The organism is Paraburkholderia guartelaensis (assembly GCF_004353905.1).
Taxonomy (GTDB): Bacteria; Pseudomonadota; Gammaproteobacteria; order Burkholderiales; family Burkholderiaceae; genus Paraburkholderia; species Paraburkholderia guartelaensis.
In genome coordinates this window covers 284,080-301,104 of record NZ_SMOD01000002.1, presented here as the reverse complement: position 1 = coordinate 301,104, position 17,025 = coordinate 284,080, and the positions used below count along the sequence as shown (strand labels likewise).

The window sequence follows — 17,025 nt, the reverse complement described above, 5'->3', positions numbered from 1 at the left end:
CTGCATGGCCGCTACTGCTTTCTTCACTGCCTGCCGTACTGATCGTCGAGACGCACGATATCGTCTTCACCGAGATACGAGCCCGACTGCACCTCGATGATTTCGAGCGGCATCTTGCCCGGATTTTCCAGTCGATGCGACACGCCAAGCGGGATGTACGCTGACTCGTTTTCCGAAACGATGAAGCGTTCTTCCCCGCGCGTGACGAGCGCCGTGCCGCGTACGACGACCCAATGCTCGGCGCGATGGTGATGCATCTGCAGCGAGAGGCGTGCGCCGGGTTCGACCACGATCCGCTTGACCTGGAAGCGCTCGCCGCTGTCCACGCTGTCGTAGTGACCCCACGGACGATGCACGAGGCGGTGCGCCACGGCTTCGGTGCGGCGTTCCTGCTTCAGGCGCTGCACGATCTTCTTGACGTCCTGGGCGCGCGAGCGGTCAGCGACGAGCAGGGCGTCCGGCGTCTCCACGACCACGAGATCCTTCGTGCCGAGGCAGGCGACGAGACGGCCATCCGAATGCGCGAAGGTGTCGCTGGCGCCTTCGAACATCACGCGGCCGTGTGCGACGTTGCCTTCGTCGTCCTTGGGCGAAACCTGCCAGACGGTGTCCCACGAACCGAGGTCGGTCCAGCCGGCCGTGAGCGGCACGACCACGCCGCTTGCGACCGTCGGGTCGCCGGCGAGCGGTTCCATTACGGCGTAGTCGATCGAGTTCGAAGGCGAACGTGCGAACGCTTCGCTATCCACGCGGAAGAAGTCGCCGTCGGCCTTGCCGTGCTCGATCGATTCCGCGCATGCGGAGTAGATAGCCGGATGGAAATGGCGAATTGCCTTGAGCCAGGTCGATGCGCGCACGATGAAAATGCCGCTGTTCCACCAGTAGCGCTGCGAAGCAACGTATTGCTGCGCCAGCTCGAAATAGGGCTTTTCGACGAAGCCGTTCAGACGCCGCGCGCCGTTGGGTTCGGCGTTCGCAAGCGGCTCGCCCACGTGAATGTAGCCATAACCCACTTCGGGATGCGTGGGCACGATGCCCATCGTCACGATCTGGCCGTTCGCCGCATGACGCACGCCTTCGGCCACTGTGTTCTGGAACGCTTCGAGGTCGGCGAGTGCATGGTCGGCCGGCATCACCACGAGAATGCCGTCTTCCTGCTTCGCTACTACCGACATCGCGGCGATCGTGAGCGCGGGCGCCGTATCGCGGCCCACGGGCTCGAGAATCAGACGCGCATGCTTGCCCGCGGCGCGAACCTGGTCGGCGGTAGTGAATCGATGTTCTTCATTGCAGACGATCAGCAACTCCTCTGCGAGCGTCACGCGCTCGGCGAGCGCATCGAGGCGGCCCGCGGTGTTGGCCAGCAGCGACTGCTCGCCAACGAGGTTGATCATCTGCTTCGGATATTGCTCGCGCGACAGAGGCCACAACCGCGAGCCCGCGCCGCCCGCTAGCACCACAGGGCACACCTGCAATGCACTGCGCGTTTCGGCACGCGTCTGGGACGCTTTCGCCGATGCCGTAGCGGAACCCGTATCCGTCATCTCGCTCTCCTGTAAAAGGTATCGGTGATGCGATTTGTAGCATGCTTAAAATCGTCATAAATAGAGTCGTAAAGAAGAAAACGGAAAATATTCGAATTAAATTTAAATCACGCTTCCGTCACACCGGAATTCAGATAAAAAATTCAATAAAAATTCTGTCTCCGGCCTCCGAATTTTCTTGTCAGAACCCAAAATCAGGCGTCCTGGCAGGAAAAATCTGCCGGGGTGAATGGGGTTGTGAGCCAATACAGGTGTGCATTTTGGCAATCTTTGCCGACAAAAGTCGCGAAAAATTGACCCGAAAGGGACGAAACAATTGGAGATACTTTTGAGGCTTGCGGCCGGAATTTTTATCGCGCCTTATTAGGGTTTATTCGGATCAGAATTCGCGACGCCAGACGTTTCTTTGCGGCGACGCAGTCCCAGAAACTTTTGAAGCGACCGGCCATGATTTGCAGTGCGTGGCCGCGATTCATTTTTTAAACCCGAGGTGCCGGACATGCTCAGCGTTCTAGCCAGAATTTTCGACGTTGCCGCCATCGCCGCTGGAGCGCTGCTCGCGGCCGCCTTGCACCGTGGCCAGCTTGTGCCGCTCACCGACGCGGAGAGCGTGGCGCTCGCGTTCAACTGCGTGCTCGCGATCTGGATGTTCCCGGCGTTCGGGATCTACAAGTCGTGGCGCGGCAAGTCGCTGTACGTCCTCTTTGCCCGCGTGTGCGCCGCCTGGCTCGCCGTGGAGGGCACGGGCATCCTGCTGAGCTTCAGCCTGCACCGCGCCGATTCGCTCTCGCGGCTGTGGCTCGCGTACTGGGTCGTCGCCTCTGTGGCGCTGCTGATCGTTTCGAAGGCGCTCGTGCACATGGTGCTGCGTGGCATTCGCCGCGAGGGCTACAACCAGAAGGCCGTGGCGGTGGTGGGCGGCCCGCGCTATGGGCGCTTCCTGATCGAGCACATGCGCTTTCACCCGGAAGCGGGCTTTCACCCGGCGCTCGTGTTCGACGAGGACAGCGACGCCGATGGTGACGCCGCAATCGACGGCGTGCCCGTGGAACGCAACCTCCAGGCCATGCTCGAGTTCGTGCGCAAGAACGAGGTGCGCGAGCTGTGGCTCGCCTTGCCGATCACCAAGGAGCGCACGATCCACCGCATCGTCACGGCCTTGCGCAACGACTTCGTGAACATCCGCTTCATTCCGGATGTGCGCAGCCTCTCGTTCTTCAGCCAGCCCGTGGTCGATCTGCTCGGCGTGCCCGCCATCAATCTCGCGGCGTCGCCGGTCACGGATCTGCGCGTGCTGCCCAAGCGCGTGTTCGACATCGTGTTCGCGGGTGGCGTGCTGGTCGCGCTGGCGCCGCTGCTGGCGGTCATTTCGCTTGCCGTGAAGCTCACGTCGAAGGGCCCGGTGTTCTTCAAGCAGCACCGCAAGGGGCTGGATGGCAACGAGTTCGAAATCTACAAGTTCCGCTCGATGAAGGTCCATGCGGAAGTCGCGGGCCAGATCACCCAGGCGCGCCGCAACGATCCGCGCGTGACGCGCGTGGGCGCGTTCCTGCGCCGCACGAGCCTCGACGAGCTGCCGCAGTTCATCAACGTGCTCAAGGGCGAGATGTCGGTGGTGGGTCCGCGTCCGCACGCGCTTGCGCACGACGACATCTACAAGGACCTCGTGCGCGGCTACATGGCGCGCTATCGCATCAAGCCCGGCATTACGGGCTGGGCACAGGTCAACGGCTTTCGCGGCGAAACCGATCGCGTGGAAAAGATGCGCGACCGCGTGCGCTTCGATCTGCACTACATGCAGCACTGGAGCTTCGCGCTCGACCTGCGCATCGTGGCGATGACCATGTGGAAGGGCTTCGCAGGCCAGAACGCATATTGAGGCGAAGCGAGTGCGCGCAATGCAGATGTGCGCAACGTTTCGCGTGACATGAAGAATCAATCACTTTTGAGGTGGGCATGAATCTGACGATCATTGGCAGCGGTTATGTGGGTCTCGTGACGGGCGCCTGTCTTGCCGACATTGGCAACGACGTGTTTTGCCTCGACGTCGACGGACGCAAGATCGACCTGCTCAATCAGGGCATCGTGCCGATTCACGAGCCGGGCCTGAAGGAAATCATCGAGCGCAACGTGCGCGCGCGCAGGCTGAAGTTCTCGACCGACGTGGAAGCGGCGGTCGCGCACGGCGACGTGCAGTTCATCGCCGTCGGCACGCCGCCCGACGAAGACGGCTCCGCCGACCTGCAATACGTGCTGTCGGCCGCGCGCAACATCGGCCGCCACATGACCGGTTTCAAGGTGGTGGTGGACAAGTCCACGGTGCCGGTCGGCACGGCCGCGCTCGTGCACGACGCGATCGCCTCCGAATTGCGTAAGCGTGGCGAGAGCCACATGTTCTCGGTGGTCTCGAACCCCGAGTTCCTCAAGGAAGGCGCGGCAGTCGAGGACTTCGCGCGGCCCGACCGCATCGTGCTGGGTTGCAACGACGACGTGCCCGGCGAGCGCGCGAAAGAGGTCATGAAGCGCCTCTATGCGCCGTTCAACCGCAATCACGAGCGCACGCTCTACATGGACGTGCACTCGGCCGAATTCACCAAGTACGCGGCCAACGCCATGCTCGCCACGCGCATTTCGTTCATGAACGAACTCGCGAATCTCGCCGACCGCGTCGGCGCCGATATCGAGGCCGTGCGCCGCGGCGTGGGTTCGGACCCGCGCATCGGCTACGACTTTCTCTATGCGGGCTGCGGCTATGGCGGCTCGTGCTTCCCGAAAGATGTGAAGGCGCTCATGCGCACTGCCGAGGATTTCGGCGAGCCGCTGCAGATCCTGCGTGCCGTGGAGTCCGTCAATGAAGCGCAGAAGCAGGTGCTCGCACAGAAGATCGTCACGCGCTTCGGCTCCGACCTCACGGGCCGCACGTTCGGCGTCTGGGGGCTCGCGTTCAAGCCGAACACCGACGACATGCGCGAGGCGCCGAGCCGCACGCTCATCGCCGAACTGCTCGCGCGCGGCGCCACGGTCAAGGCCTACGACCCGGTCGCGACCGCCGAGGCGAAGCGTGTACTCGCGCTCGATCTCGCGCACGCGCCGGAACATCAGGCGCGGCTGTCGTTCGTGAACGACGCGATGGAAGCCGCGAGCGAAGCGGATGCTGTCGTTGTCGCCACCGAATGGAAGGTCTTCAAGGCGCCCGATTTCGAAACGCTCAAGTCGCAACTGAAGATGCCGATCGTGTTCGACGGCCGCAATCTCTACGAGCCGTCCGCGCTGCAGGAACTCGGCATCGAGTACCACGCCGTGGGGCGTGCCAGCGCGACGCAGGCAAGCCGCGCACGCGCCGAAAGCGCCGCAACGCAGGCAGTGGCCTGAGCGGTGCCGGGCTTCGTGCATAGCGTCATGTAAAGGAAGGGAGTCACGCGATCATGATCAAGAACGTGCTCATCGTCTGCCACGCCAACGTCTGCCGCTCGCCGGCGGCGGAGCAGCTCTTTCGCGAGCGTCTGAGCGAACAGACAGGCTCACGGCCGGAATCGTTTCAATCGGCGGGCCTGCGTGCGCGCGACGGCGACGACATGGACCCCGTGATGCAGTGGCTCCTTGCCGAGCGCGGCGTGAAGGTGGGCGGGCATCAGTCGCGCCGCCTCACCAGCCGCCTCGTGCGCTCCGCAGACCTCGTGCTCGTGACCGAGCGCCGCCAGGTCGCCGCGGTCGAGCGCATTGAACCCACCGCGCGCGGCAAGGTGTACGCGCTCGGTAATTGGGAGAACTCTGATGTCAGCGATCCGCATGGACTCCATGAGTCCGCGTATCGCCAGAGTCTTGAATTGATGGATCGTATGGTTAAGGGATGGTTGAGCCGAATATGCCAATGACAAAACTGAAACTGACGGCGGTGGTCGCGTTGAGCGTCTTCGTTTCCGCGTGCGCGACGGCGCCCGGCAATTATCTCGACACGTCGAGCCTGAAAGAACAGCCGAACAACCAGCCGCAGCAGCAATTCAACGTGACGCTCATCACGCAGCAAGTCGTGCTGCAGCAGGCGCAAGCGGCCGCAGCCCAGCCGAAGGCGCCGCTGCCGCCCTCGAAGTTCTCGAGCGCTGCCGACTACACGTATCACATCGCGCCGCAGGACATTCTTGGCGTGACCGTGTTCGATCACCCCGAGCTGTCGACGCCGCAGGGCTCGACGTTCTCCACGGGCGGCAACACGACGCAGACGGTGGGTCAGGCGCTCACGCAGCCCTATACCAACGCGCTGCCGGGCCAGGCCGACCCGTACGGACAGACCGTGGCGAAGGACGGCACGATCTTCTTCCCGTTCGTGGGCCGCATCATGGCCGCGGGCAAGACGCCCGGCCAGATCCGCGACCAGCTCGCGTCCGGCCTCGGCCCCTATGTGAAGAACCCGCAGGTGGACGTGCGCGTGCTCGCGTACCGCAGCCAGAAGGTGCAGATCACGGGCGACGTGAAGACGCCGGGCCCGCTCTCGATGAGCGACGTGCCGCTCACGCTGGTGGACGCCATCACGCGCTCGGGTGGCACGACCGACAACGCCGACATCAACCGCGTGCGCCTCACGCGCAACGGCAAGCTGTACATCCTCGATGCGAACCGCATGCTCGACGGCGGCGATTCGACTCAGAACGTGCTGCTGCAGGACGGCGACGTCATCAATATTCCGGATCGTTCGGATAGCAGAATTTTCGTGATGGGCGAAGTGAAGACGCCGCTGCAGACGAACCTGATTCGCGGCGACCTCACGATCGCCGACGCGCTCACCCAGGCGGGCGGCATTCTCGATACCGACGCGAACCCGCGCCAGATCTTCGTGATGCGCGGCATGAAGGACAACCCAACGCAGCCCGAGATCTACCGTCTCGACATGACCAAGCCCGACGCGATCATGCTTTCGTCGCAGTTCCAGCTCAAGCCGCTGGATGTGGTGTACGTGGGCACGGCCGCTTCGACGACCTTCAACCGTGTGTTGCAGCAGGTGCTGCCGACCATCCAGACCGTCTTCTATCTGAAGCAGATCGCGAAGTAAAAGCGTGATCGAAGAGCTTCGAAAGAGGATGCAGGAGCAACACCTAAACAACGGGATTGAATCGTGACCATACAAGCCAATAGCCAGGCGGCCCCGGCGGCCCGCACCGAGGAAGAGGACGTCGTCCTCGGCCAGTTGCTGCGCGTCATCATCGACGACATCGGCTGGCTCATCGCGATCGCGGCGGCGGTGATCGCCATGGCCGTGTTCTACTGCTTCATCGCCAAGCCGGTCTATACGGCCGACACCCAGGTTCGCGTGGAGCCTTCCGACTACACGTCGCAGGCTCTCACGCAAACGCAAACCGGCGCGAACATCAGCTCTGGATCGTCGACGGGCAGTCTGCCCACCGACGCCGAAATCCAGATGATCAAGAGCCGCAGCGTGGTCGAGCCGGTGGTGAAGCAGTTCAAGCTGAACACCACCGTCACGCCGGTCATGCTGCCCCTGATCGGCAGCCTGTCCGCGCGTCTTGCGACGCCGGGCACGCCCGCGCGTCCGTGGTTCGGCTTGAGCAACTGGCTCAGCAACTTCGCGTGGGGCGGCGAAGTCATCAACATCGACTCGATCGAGGTTACGCCCGAGCTCGAAGGCAAGAAGCTGACGCTCACCGCGCTCGACAACGACCGTTACGTGGTTTCGACGCCGGACGGCGCGCGCCTGCTCGAAGGCACCGTCGGCCAGGTCGAGCAGGGCGGCGGCGTGAAGCTGCTCGTGAACAAGCTCGTTGCGCGTCCGGGCACCCGCTTCAAGGTCGTGCGCCTGAACGACCTCGACGCGATCAGCGGTTTCCAGAACGCGATCCAGGTGCAGGAGCAGGGCAAGCAGACGGGCATTATCGACATCTCACTCGAAGACAACGACCCCGAGCACGCGGCTGCGATCGCGAACGCGGTGGCGCAGTCGTACCTGCGCGAACACGTGGCGACGAAGCAAGCCGACGCGAGCAAGATGCTCGACTTCCTGCGCAGCGAACAGCCGCGCCTGAAGTCGGACCTCGAGAACGCCGAAGCGGCGCTCACGGCTTACCAGAGCAAGTCGGGTTCGATCAACGCGAGCGACGAAGCGAAGATCTATCTCGACGGCAGCGTGCAGTACGAGCAGCAAATCTCGGCGCTGCAACTGCAGATCGCCTCGCTCCAGCAGCGCTTCGGCGACCAGCACCCGGTGCTGATCGCGGCGCGCCAGCAGCTCGCGCAACTGCAGGGCGAGCGCGCGAAGTACGACACGAAGTTCCGCGACCTGCCGGCCACGGAAGTGAAGGCCGTGCAGCTGCAGCGCGACGCGAAGGTGGCCGAGGACATCTACGTGCTGCTGCTCAACCGCATTCAGGAGCTTTCGGTGCAGCGCGTGGGCACGGGCGGCAACGTGCATATCGTCGATCCGGCCCTGCGCCCCGGCAACCCGTCGAAGCCCAAGAAGCTGCTGATCATCTCGGCGGCGTCGCTGCTCGGCATCATTCTCGGCACGGGCTTTGTGCTCATGCGCCGCAACATGTTCAAGGGCATCGTCGATCCGGACCAGATCGAGCGCTCGTTCCAGCTGCCGGTGTACGGCCTCGTGCCGCTTTCGCCGGAGCAGCTGGCGCTCGAAAAGCGCGCCCCGGTGCGCGGCGGTACGCGTCTGCGTGAAGTGCTCGCGAACTCGCGCCCGAAGGACCTCACGGTCGAAAGCCTGCGTAGCCTGCGCACCTCGCTGCAGTTCAGCGTGATGGACGCGCGCAATCGCGTCGTCATGCTGACGGGTTCGGTGCCGGGCGTCGGCAAGAGCTTCCTCACCGCGAACCTTGCCGTGCTGCTCGCCCATTCGGGCAAGCGCGTGCTGATGATCGACGGCGACATGCGCCGTGGCGCGCTCGAACGCCATCTGGGCGGCCCGCAGGAAAACGGCTTTTCCGAGCTGCTCTCGGGGCAGATTTCGCTGGACGAGGCGATTCGCGCGACCGAAGTGGACAACCTGCACTTCATGTCGTGCGGCCGTCGTCCGCCCAATCCTTCCGAGCTGCTGATGTCGCCGCGTCTGGGCCAGTACCTCGAAGGCCTGTCGAACCGCTACGACGTGCTGCTCATCGACACGCCGCCGGTGCTCGCCGTGACCGACGCCGCCATCATCGGCGGCCATGCGGGCTCGACGTTCCTCGTGCTGCGTTCGGGCATGCACACCGAAGGCGAAATCGCCGAGGCGCTCAAGCGACTGCGCAACGCCGGTGTGCGTGTGCAGGGTGGGGTGTTCAACGGCGTGCCGGCGAACACGCGCGGCAACTACGCCTATGGCTACGCGAACGTGCGCGAGTACCTGAGCGCATGACGCAAACGGCCCCATCAAGCACAGCAAAGGAGAACTCGCGATGAAAGTGACCGTGCTCGTGCCGACCTATCGGCGTCCTGACGATCTGTCGCGCTGTCTTTCGGCGCTGCTGCGCCAGCAGCGCGCGCCTGACGAGATCGTCGTGGTGGCGCGCGCCGACGACGAGGCGACGCACGCGTGCCTCGCCGAACACGTCACGCCCCGCGTGCTGAACGTGGAAGTGGCCATCGTCGAGGAACCGGGGCAGGTGGCGGCGCTCAATCGCGGCATCGATGCCGCGACGGGCGACGTGATCGCCATTACCGACGACGACGCCGCGCCGCGCGCCGATTGGGTCGCGCGCATCGCGGCGGCCTTCGAGGCCGACCCGAAGCTCGGCGCGCTGGGCGGGCGCGACTGGGTGCACGAAGGCGGCCGCATGATCGACGGCGAGCGCACGCTCGTGGGCAAGCTGCAGCCCTCGGGCCGCATCATCGGCAACCATCATCTGGGCGCGGGCGGCGCGCGCGAAGTCGATCTGCTCAAGGGCGCGAACATGAGCTATCGGCGCGCGGCGATCGGCGACCTGCGCTTCGACCGCCGCCTGCGCGGTACCGGCGCGCAAACGCATAACGACATGGCGTTCAGCATGAGCGTGAAGCGCTCGGGCTGGAAGCTCGTGTACGACCCGCTCGTGGCCGTCGACCATTACCCCGCGCCGCGCCCGGGCGAAGACCCGCGCAACGCGCAGACGCTCGCCTCGATCCGCAACGCCGCCTACAACCTGCATCTGATCCTGCTCGGCCATCTCACGCCGCTGCGCCGCGAAACCGCCTGGTGGTGGTACGCGCTCGTCGGCACGCGCGTGTATCCGGGCCTCGTGCACACGGGCCTGAGCGCCGTGCGCGGCGATTCCGCGGGCGCGGCGTTCGCACGCTGGCGCGCGGTGCGCGGCGGTGCACGAGAGGCGCGCCGCGCGCACGTTTGAGCGGCGCGGCCAACGACTACACGGAGGACCCCGAATGAGCGGTACGCAAGTCCACGTCCACCTTTTCTATGGCGCCGATCCGCGCCGCTATCGCAAAGGCGAGAACATCGGCAGCCTGTACGGCTACCATCACGCGGAATCTGCGGAATTCGCCCTCAATTACGCGCAGGACGCGAGCGAAAGCACGCCCATGCGCTTCATGCGGCGCGCGCTGAAGGCCGCGGCCGGTTTCGACTTCATTCACGCCTGGCGTAATCGCCGCGCCATTCTGCAATCGGACGTCATCTGGACGCATACCGAGCAGGAGCATCTGGCCGTGGCGCTGGTGCTGCTGATGACCGCGAAGAAGGGCGGCGCGCGCCCGCTGCTACTGGCGCAAAGCGTGTGGCTGCTCGACCGCTGGCCGGGCTACGGCGCGCTGCGCCGTGCGATCTACAAGCGGCTGCTCAAGCGCGCCGATCTGCTCACCACGCTCGCGAGCGAGAATGCCGCGCTGTGCGGCGAGTATTTCGGGCGCGAGGCGCGCCACGTGCTCTACGGGCTCAATACCAACGATTTTCCGCTGCGTCCGCCTTCGGAATGGACGCCGCATACGCCCGTGCGCGTGGCCGCGATCGGCAACGACCGCGACCGCGACTGGACCACGCTCGTCAGCGCGCTCGGCAACGATTCGCGCTACCAGGTGCGGATTGCCACGCGTCGGCGCATGCCGGCATCGGCGCGCGCGGACAACGTCGAAATCGTGCGCGTTTCCGGCATCAAGCAACAGCATGCGCTGTATGACTGGGCGGACATCATCGTCGTGCCGCTGCGTCCCAACACGCACGCCTCGGGCATCACGGTGATGCTGGAAGCCGCGGCGCTCGGCAAGCCGATGATCGCGACGAAAGTGGGCGCGCTCGAAGACTACTTCGACGACAAGGCCGCCTCGTACGTCGAGCCGTTCAACGCCCAGCAGCTGCGCGACGCGGCGAATGCGCTCGTGGCCGACCCGGCGCGGGCGCTCGCCCAGGCGCGTGAAGCTTGCGAGCAGCTGCACACGCGCGACCTCACGACTGAGCACTTCGCACGGCAGCACGCGCAGCTCACGCGCGAGATGCTGCACGAGCGCGACGCGCTCAACGGCGAGTCGATCACGAGCGAACCCCAAGGCCGGGGCGTCGCTGCGCGCGGGATGTGATCATGGACGTCACGACCGCTATCCCCGCACCCGCGCCGGCGAGCCAGCAAGGCCGCCGCCGCGGCGGCCTGCGCAGCCTGCTCGGCCGCGATACGCTGCCGCCGCTCGCCTTGTGGGTATTCACGGTGCTCCTGATCGGCGCGCACCAGGGCACCGTGCTCACGCTGGCGTTTCCCGTGCTCTCGATCGCGGTGGGATTCTGGCTCTACTTCGTGAACCCGGTGCGCTATATCGGCTTCATGTGGTGGCTGTGGTTCCTGAGCCCCGAAGTGCGGCGTCTCGCCGACTACGGCAAGGGCGGCTTCACGCCCACCAGCCTCATTCAGGTCGCGCCGCTCGCCGTCACGATGATCAGTGGCATTTCGCTGCTGCGCTACTACCCGATCCTCGGGCAGCGGCGCGGTCTGCCGCTCCTGCTCGCGCTGCTCGGCATCGGCTATGGGTTCGTGGTGGGCGTGGTGGGGAGCGGCCCGGCCGCGGCTGTTTATGACCTTGCCAACTGGATCTATCCGTTCCTGATCGGCTTTCACATCATGGTGCTCACGCGCCAGTATCCCGAGTGCAGCAAGACCATCATCAATACCTTCATCTACGGCATGCTCGTGATGGGCGCGTACGGTCTCGTGCAGTTCTTCATCATGCCGCCGTGGGATGCGATGTGGATGATCGGCTCGGACATGAACTCGCAGGGCGACCCTGTGCCGCTCGGCGTGCGTGTGTTCAGCACGATGAACTCGTCGGGCCCGTTCGCATTCGCGATGATGGGCGCGATGGTGTTCGTGATGGCCGCGAAGCATCGTGTGCGCTGGATCGCGGCGGCGTTCGGGTTCTTCTCGTTCGCGCTCTCGCTCGTGCGCTCCACCTGGGGCGGCTGGGCGATCGCCATGGTGATCCAGCTGATGAAGTCGAGCAACAAGGTGCGCATTCGCATCATCGTCAGCGCGGTCGTGCTGGCGGGCGTATGTGTGCCGCTGCTCACGTTCGGTCCCGTGGCGGACCGCATGCAGCAGCGTCTGAATACGCTCGTGAACCTGAAGGACGACCAGAGCTACGAGGCGCGTAACCAGTTCTATGCCGACTTCGCGAAAAAGGCCTTCACCGACGTGACGGGCGAGGGCCTCGGCGCCACCGGCGCATCGACCAAGCTCTCGAGCAACAACGGCCAGCTCGGCCAGTACGGCAGCTTCGACAGCGGCGTGATGAACATTCCGTTCGTGCTCGGCTGGCCCGGCACGCTGCTCTACATGTCGGGCGTGCTGTGGCTGCTCGTGCGCGCGGTGCGCGTGTCGATGCGTTTTCCCGAGGACCGCTACGTGTGCGCGTGCCTGAGCCTCGCAATATCGATCTTCGCCATGCTCGTGTTCACCAACTCGCTCGTCGGCACCGGCGGCCTGCTGCTCTTTTCTAGCGTGTTTTCCATTCTCAGCGCGGGGCATTGGGCGAAGCTGCAACGCCATGCCCCTACCACGGAGGTCTCCGATTGAGAGTCGCAATCGTCACGCATGTCGTGCGCCACAATGACGGCCAGGGCCGCGTCAATCATGAAATCGCGCGCGCCGCGCTCGACGAGGGGTTCGAGGTGACGCTGGTCGCCTCGCATGTCGCGCCCGAGCTGCTTGCCCACCCCAAGGTGAAATGGGTGAATGTGCAACCTTCGCGCGCCTGGCCCACCAACCTGCTGCGCCAGCAGGTATTCGCGGTGAAGAGCGCGCTGTGGCTGCGCCGCAACCGGCGCGCTTACGATGTGCTTCATGTGAACGGCTTCATCACCTGGGCGCACGCCGACGTCAACACCGCGCACTTCGTGCACGGCGGCTGGGCGCGCAGCAAGTACTACCCGTTCGGTCTCACGCGCGGCGTGTGGTCCGCGTATCAGTTCGTCTACACGCGCGCCAATGCGGTGCTCGAGCGCTGGGCGTACCGGCGCTCGCGCGTGATCGCGGCCGTTTCGCGCAAGGTCGCCGACGAAATTCGCGCGTCGGGCGGCAACCCCGTGGAGCGGCTCGACGTGATCTACAACGGCGTGGACACGCGCGGCTTCTCGGCCGCGAGCGCAGACCGCGCGAAGTTCTCGCTGCCCGCGGACGCGTTCCTGCTGCTCTTCGTGGGCGATCTGCGCACGCCGCGCAAGAACCTCGGCACGGTGCTGCACGCCATGAAGCAGATGCCCGAAAACGTGCATCTGGCCGTGGCGGGCTACCTGCCGGGCAGCCCGTATCCCGAACTCGCACGCGAGCTGGGCATCGAATCGCGGGTGCATTTTCTCGGCCTCGTGCGCGAGATGCCCACGCTCATGCGCTCTGTCGATACCTACGTATTTCCTTCGCGCTACGAAGCAATGAGTCTTTCGCTGCTCGAAGCGATGGCCGCGGGCTTGCCCGTCGTCACCGCGCGCACGGCAGGCGGCGCGGAAATCATCACGCCCGATTGCGGCATCGTGCTCGAAGACCCCGACGACGTGCCGGCGCTCGCCAACGCCGTGAAGACGCTCGCCAGCGACACGCCGCGCCGCCTCGCGATGGGCGAGGCCGCGGCGGAACTGGCCACGCAGTTCGGCTGGGCGCGCATGGCCGCGCAGTACATCGCGCTCTACCGGCAACTGGCCGGCGACGCGAGCGCGGCCGTGCGCCGCGAAGAACCCGCGTTCGCCGCTGCGACGCTGCCGGGCGGTCAATCGCTCCAGCGCGCAGAAACCCCCTGATAACCGCATACATGCAGAATAAGGACACGCGATGACCACACAATCCATTCAATCGCTGCAGATCGGCATGCACTGGTTTCCCGAGCGCGCAGGCGGCCTCGATCGCATGTACTACTCGCTCGTCGGCGCGCTGCCCGGTGCGGGCGTGCGCGTGCGCGGCGTCGTGGCCGGCTCGCCCAAGGTGGCCCAGGATAGCGGCGGCGCGATTCACGGCTTCGGCTCCGCTTCGCGCTCGCTGCCGTTTCGCCTCATGGACGCGCGCCGTGCGCTGCGCAGCGAGATTCGCCGCCACCGTCCCGACGTGATTTCCTCGCACTTCGCGCTCTACACCTTCCCCGGGCTCGACGTCACGCGCGGCATTCCGCAGGTTTCGCACTTCCAGGGACCGTGGGCCGACGAAAGCTTCGTGGAAGGCGCGGCCACGCTGAGCCAGCGCATCAAGCACTCGCTGGAGCAGTCGGTGTACGAGCGATCCTCGCGGCTCATCGTGCTGTCGAAGGCGTTTGGCGACATTCTCACGCGCCGCTACGCGATTTCGCCCGAGCGCGTGCGCATCGTGCCGGGCTGCGTGGATACGGCGCATTTCGACCCGGCCTGCACGACGGCGGAAGCGCGCCTGAAGCTCCAGTTGCCGCAAGGCCGCCCGATCATTCTGGCCGTGCGCCGCCTCGTGCGCCGCATGGGCCTCGAAGATCTGATCGACGCGATCAAGATGGTGAAGCAGCGCCACCCGGACGTGCTCCTGCTGATCGCGGGGCGCGGCCGTCTGGAATCCGAACTTCAGCAGCGTATCGACGAAGCGGGGTTGGCCGACAACGTGAAGCTGCTCGGTTTCGTGCCCGACGCGCACCTGCCATCGCTCTATCGCGCGGCTACGCTGAGCGTGGTGCCGACGGTTGCGCTGGAGGGCTTCGGCCTGATTACGGTGGAGTCGCTTTCCGCGGGTACGCCGGTTCTGGTGACGCCCGTGGGCGGTCTGCCGGAGGCGGTGGCGGGTCTTTCGCAAGATCTCGTGCTGCCGAGCACGGGCGCGAACGCGATCGCCGATGGCATCGACGGCGCGCTCTCGGGCCGCATCAAGCTGCCGGATGAAGAGGCATGCAAGGCGTATGCGCGCGAGCACTTCGACAACGCCGTGATCGCGAAGCGCGTGGCCGGTGTGTACGCGGAAGCCATCGCCGCTCACTGAAGCGAGTCGATCGACCAAACGAAAACCGCCGCTCGGGAGAGCGGCGGTTTATTTGTAGAACAAGCGTCAGCAAGCAGCGCTATTGCGTTTCGAGCACGCGTTCGCGGGCCTCTTCGTACATCCAGCGCAAGGTTTCTTCGAGGTGCTTGCGCGAGCTGTCGCCTACGATGGAGCGCAGCTTCGCATTCGACCCGATCAGCTGACGCACTTCGTTGGCGCGCACGAAACGCGGATCGATGTGCACCTCGATCTCGTAGCCGGCGATGCGCGCGAGCATGTCGAGCAGCGCGCCTAGCGTCTGGCCGCTGCCCGAGCAGACGTTGACGGTGGTGCCGCGCGGCGCGACTTCGACGAGCCGCGCATAGGCGTTCACCACGTCGCGCACATCGGAGAAGTCGCGGGCCACGTGCAGGTTGCCAAGCGAAATCTGCTTTTCGCCGCGTGCGTAGTGGTCGACGATCTTCGGGATCAGGAAGTCCGGCGACTGGCCCACGCCCGTGTAGTTGAACGGGCGCGCGATGATGATCGGCAATTGCGCCTGAAAGCGCCTCGCAACGTATTCCATCGCGAGCTTGCTGACCGCGTAGTCGTTCGCGGGCTGGGGATCGACCTGTTCGTCGATCACGCCGTTCGTGGCGTTGCCGTAGACGTTCGCGCTGCTGGCGAGCAAGACGGCGCGCGGCACGTGCTTCTGCTGCGCGAGTGCCTCGAGCAGATTGCGTGTGCCGACCACGTTCACGACGTAGGTGCGTGCAACGTCGCTGTCGGCCACGTGGGCCACTGCGGCGAGATGCACGACCACGTCGGGCTGAACGGACTCGAGCGCATGGGCAATCGCGGCGCGATCGAGCAAGTCGGCTTCGATTGCGGTGGCGCCGAACGGAAAGGCTTCCGCGTCCAGCGATTCGCCCGTCCGCACGGTGCCCCACACGCGGTAGCCGTCCGCCGCGAGGCGGGCGGCCATATAGCGGCCCGTAAAGCCGCCAATGCCCGTGATGAGCGCGCGCGGACGGCTAGCGGGATCAGAATGTGTCATGGCGTTCGTTGCGCGCAAGGTCGGCCGTGACCATCATCTGGCAGAGCTGCTCGAGCGAAGTCTGCGGCTTCCAGCCGAGCTTTTCCTGCGCCTTGGTCGCGTCGCCGATGAGCAGATCGACTTCGGCGGGGCGGTAGTAGCGCGGGCTCACGCGCACGAGCGTGCGGCCCGTGGCGACGCAGATGCCGGTTTCGCGCTCGCCCTTGCCCGACCATTCGAGCTGGAAACCGGCGGCGGCGAAGGCCATCTTTACGAAGTCGCGCACGGTTTCGGTGCGGCCCGTGGCGAGCACGTAGGTATCGGGCTCGTCGGCCTGCAGCATGCGCCACATGCCTTCGACGTATTCGGAGGCGTAGCCCCAGTCGCGCTTGGCGTCGAGGTTGCCGAGTTCGAGCATGTTCAGCTTGCCGAGCTTGATCTTGGCGACGCTGTCGGTGATCTTGCGCGTGACGAATTCGCGCCCGCGCAGCGGCGACTCGTGGTTGAAGAGAATGCCGCTCGTCGCGAAGATGTCGTAGGACTCGCGGTAGTTGACGGTGGACCAGTGTGCGAACAGCTTGGCCACGCCATAGGGGCTGCGCGGATAGAACGGCGTGTCCTCGCATTGCGGAATGGCCTGGACCTTGCCGAACATTTCGGAGGTCGAAGCCTGGTAGAAGCGCGTCTTCGGATTCACGACGCGAATCGCTTCGAGCATGTTCAGCACGCCGATGCCGGTCACTTCGGCGGTCGTGGCGGGCTGGTCGAACGACACGCCCACGAAGCTCTGGGCTGCGAGGTTGTAGACCTCCTGCGCCTGGGCGCGTTCGACGAGGCGCAGGGTCGAGCCCGCGTCCGTGAGGTCGTGCTCGACGAGCTCGAGCGACGGATGATCGAGGATCCCCAGTTCGTTCATGCGCCAGAAATTGACGGAGCTGGTGCGGCGATAGGTGCCGGTGACGTTGTAGCCCTTGTCGAGGAGAAGGCGCGTGAGGTAGGCGCCGTCCTGGCCGGAAACACCGGTGATGATCGCTTTGCGACGTTCGTTCATGTGATGTGCCTTTGAAGTATCGAA

At 65.1% G+C, this 17,025-nt stretch carries 13 protein-coding genes; 10 read left to right on the top strand and 3 right to left on the bottom strand.

Features of this window, described 5'->3' with window-relative positions; all coding sequences use genetic code 11:
• Positions 1-23 precede the first annotated feature (23 nt).
• Positions 24-1,544, bottom strand: a complete 1,521-nt coding sequence (locus E1N52_RS03525; RefSeq protein ID WP_133180221.1) for a mannose-1-phosphate guanylyltransferase/mannose-6-phosphate isomerase — start codon at positions 1,542-1,544, stop codon at positions 24-26.
• A gap of 499 nt (positions 1,545-2,043) precedes the next feature.
• Between E1N52_RS03525 and E1N52_RS03520 the strand changes: the two genes are divergently transcribed.
• From E1N52_RS03520 to E1N52_RS03475, 10 genes are all read left to right on the top strand, one after another.
• Entirely contained in the window at positions 2,044-3,423 is a 1,380-nt protein-coding gene (locus E1N52_RS03520) for an undecaprenyl-phosphate glucose phosphotransferase (protein ID WP_133180219.1), read from the top strand.
• 77 nt (positions 3,424-3,500) lie between these two features.
• Complete coding sequence (locus E1N52_RS03515) at positions 3,501-4,916, top strand: UDP-glucose dehydrogenase family protein (RefSeq protein ID WP_133180217.1); 1,416 nt, start codon at positions 3,501-3,503, stop codon at positions 4,914-4,916.
• A 53-nt stretch (positions 4,917-4,969) separates the two neighbouring features.
• Positions 4,970-5,419, top strand: a complete 450-nt coding sequence (locus E1N52_RS03510) for an arsenate reductase/protein-tyrosine-phosphatase family protein (RefSeq protein ID WP_133180215.1) — start codon at positions 4,970-4,972, stop codon at positions 5,417-5,419.
• Positions 5,416-6,591: a polysaccharide biosynthesis/export family protein gene (locus E1N52_RS03505; RefSeq protein WP_133180213.1), complete on the top strand. Its 1,176-nt coding sequence runs from the start codon at positions 5,416-5,418 to the stop codon at positions 6,589-6,591. Before E1N52_RS03510 ends, E1N52_RS03505 begins: the two co-directional genes overlap by 4 nt.
• Before the next feature lie 60 nt (positions 6,592-6,651).
• On the top strand, positions 6,652-8,898 hold the full coding sequence (locus E1N52_RS03500) for a polysaccharide biosynthesis tyrosine autokinase (RefSeq protein WP_133180211.1): 2,247 nt from the start codon (positions 6,652-6,654) through the stop codon (positions 8,896-8,898).
• Positions 8,899-8,938: 40 nt separating this feature from the next.
• Positions 8,939-9,865 (top strand): glycosyltransferase family 2 protein, encoded by a 927-nt coding sequence (locus tag E1N52_RS03495; protein WP_133180209.1) that lies wholly within the window; start codon positions 8,939-8,941, stop codon positions 9,863-9,865.
• Positions 9,866-9,899: 34 nt separating this feature from the next.
• Positions 9,900-11,045, top strand: coding sequence for a glycosyltransferase (locus E1N52_RS03490; RefSeq protein WP_133180207.1), 1,146 nt, complete (start codon positions 9,900-9,902; stop codon positions 11,043-11,045).
• A gap of 2 nt (positions 11,046-11,047) precedes the next feature.
• Positions 11,048-12,529, top strand: coding sequence for a glucose-6-phosphate isomerase (locus tag E1N52_RS03485; RefSeq protein ID WP_133180205.1), 1,482 nt, complete (start codon positions 11,048-11,050; stop codon positions 12,527-12,529).
• Entirely contained in the window at positions 12,526-13,746 is a 1,221-nt protein-coding gene (locus E1N52_RS03480) for a glycosyltransferase family 4 protein (protein WP_133180203.1), read from the top strand. Before E1N52_RS03485 ends, E1N52_RS03480 begins: the two co-directional genes overlap by 4 nt.
• A 31-nt stretch (positions 13,747-13,777) precedes the next feature.
• Positions 13,778-14,935, top strand: a complete 1,158-nt coding sequence (locus E1N52_RS03475) for a glycosyltransferase family 4 protein (protein WP_069266043.1) — start codon at positions 13,778-13,780, stop codon at positions 14,933-14,935.
• A gap of 79 nt (positions 14,936-15,014) precedes the next feature.
• On the opposite strand, the gene E1N52_RS03470 is transcribed toward E1N52_RS03475, so the two are convergent.
• The gene (locus tag E1N52_RS03470) at positions 15,015-15,971 is read right to left on the bottom strand and encodes a GDP-mannose 4,6-dehydratase (RefSeq protein WP_133180201.1); all 957 of its coding nucleotides are present in this window, start codon (positions 15,969-15,971) and stop codon (positions 15,015-15,017) included.
• A complete protein-coding gene (gmd, locus tag E1N52_RS03465) occupies positions 15,958-17,001 on the bottom strand; it encodes a GDP-mannose 4,6-dehydratase (protein ID WP_028203130.1) in 1,044 nt (347 codons plus the stop codon). The genes E1N52_RS03470 and gmd overlap by 14 nt, the downstream gene beginning before the upstream one ends.
• Between the last annotated feature and the right edge of the window lie 24 nt (positions 17,002-17,025).

Excerpts from the sequence above, each read along its gene's own strand:
- E1N52_RS03490 (WP_133180207.1), top strand. The coding sequence starts at position 9,900 with ATGAGCGGTACGCAAGTCCACGTCCACCTTTTCTATGGCGCCGATCCG.
- E1N52_RS03510 (WP_133180215.1), top strand. The coding sequence starts at position 4,970 with ATGATCAAGAACGTGCTCATCGTCTGCCACGCCAACGTCTGCCGCTCG.
- E1N52_RS03475 (WP_069266043.1), top strand. The coding sequence starts at position 13,778 with ATGACCACACAATCCATTCAATCGCTGCAGATCGGCATGCACTGGTTT.
- E1N52_RS03495 (WP_133180209.1), top strand. The coding sequence starts at position 8,939 with ATGAAAGTGACCGTGCTCGTGCCGACCTATCGGCGTCCTGACGATCTG.
- E1N52_RS03485 (WP_133180205.1), top strand. The coding sequence starts at position 11,048 with ATGGACGTCACGACCGCTATCCCCGCACCCGCGCCGGCGAGCCAGCAA.
- E1N52_RS03520 (WP_133180219.1), top strand. The coding sequence starts at position 2,044 with ATGCTCAGCGTTCTAGCCAGAATTTTCGACGTTGCCGCCATCGCCGCT.
- gmd (WP_028203130.1), bottom strand. The coding sequence starts at position 17,001 with ATGAACGAACGTCGCAAAGCGATCATCACCGGTGTTTCCGGCCAGGAC.
- E1N52_RS03470 (WP_133180201.1), bottom strand. The coding sequence starts at position 15,971 with ATGACACATTCTGATCCCGCTAGCCGTCCGCGCGCGCTCATCACGGGC.
- E1N52_RS03515 (WP_133180217.1), top strand. The coding sequence starts at position 3,501 with ATGAATCTGACGATCATTGGCAGCGGTTATGTGGGTCTCGTGACGGGC.
- E1N52_RS03525 (WP_133180221.1), bottom strand. The coding sequence starts at position 1,544 with ATGACGGATACGGGTTCCGCTACGGCATCGGCGAAAGCGTCCCAGACG.
- E1N52_RS03505 (WP_133180213.1), top strand. The coding sequence starts at position 5,416 with ATGACAAAACTGAAACTGACGGCGGTGGTCGCGTTGAGCGTCTTCGTT.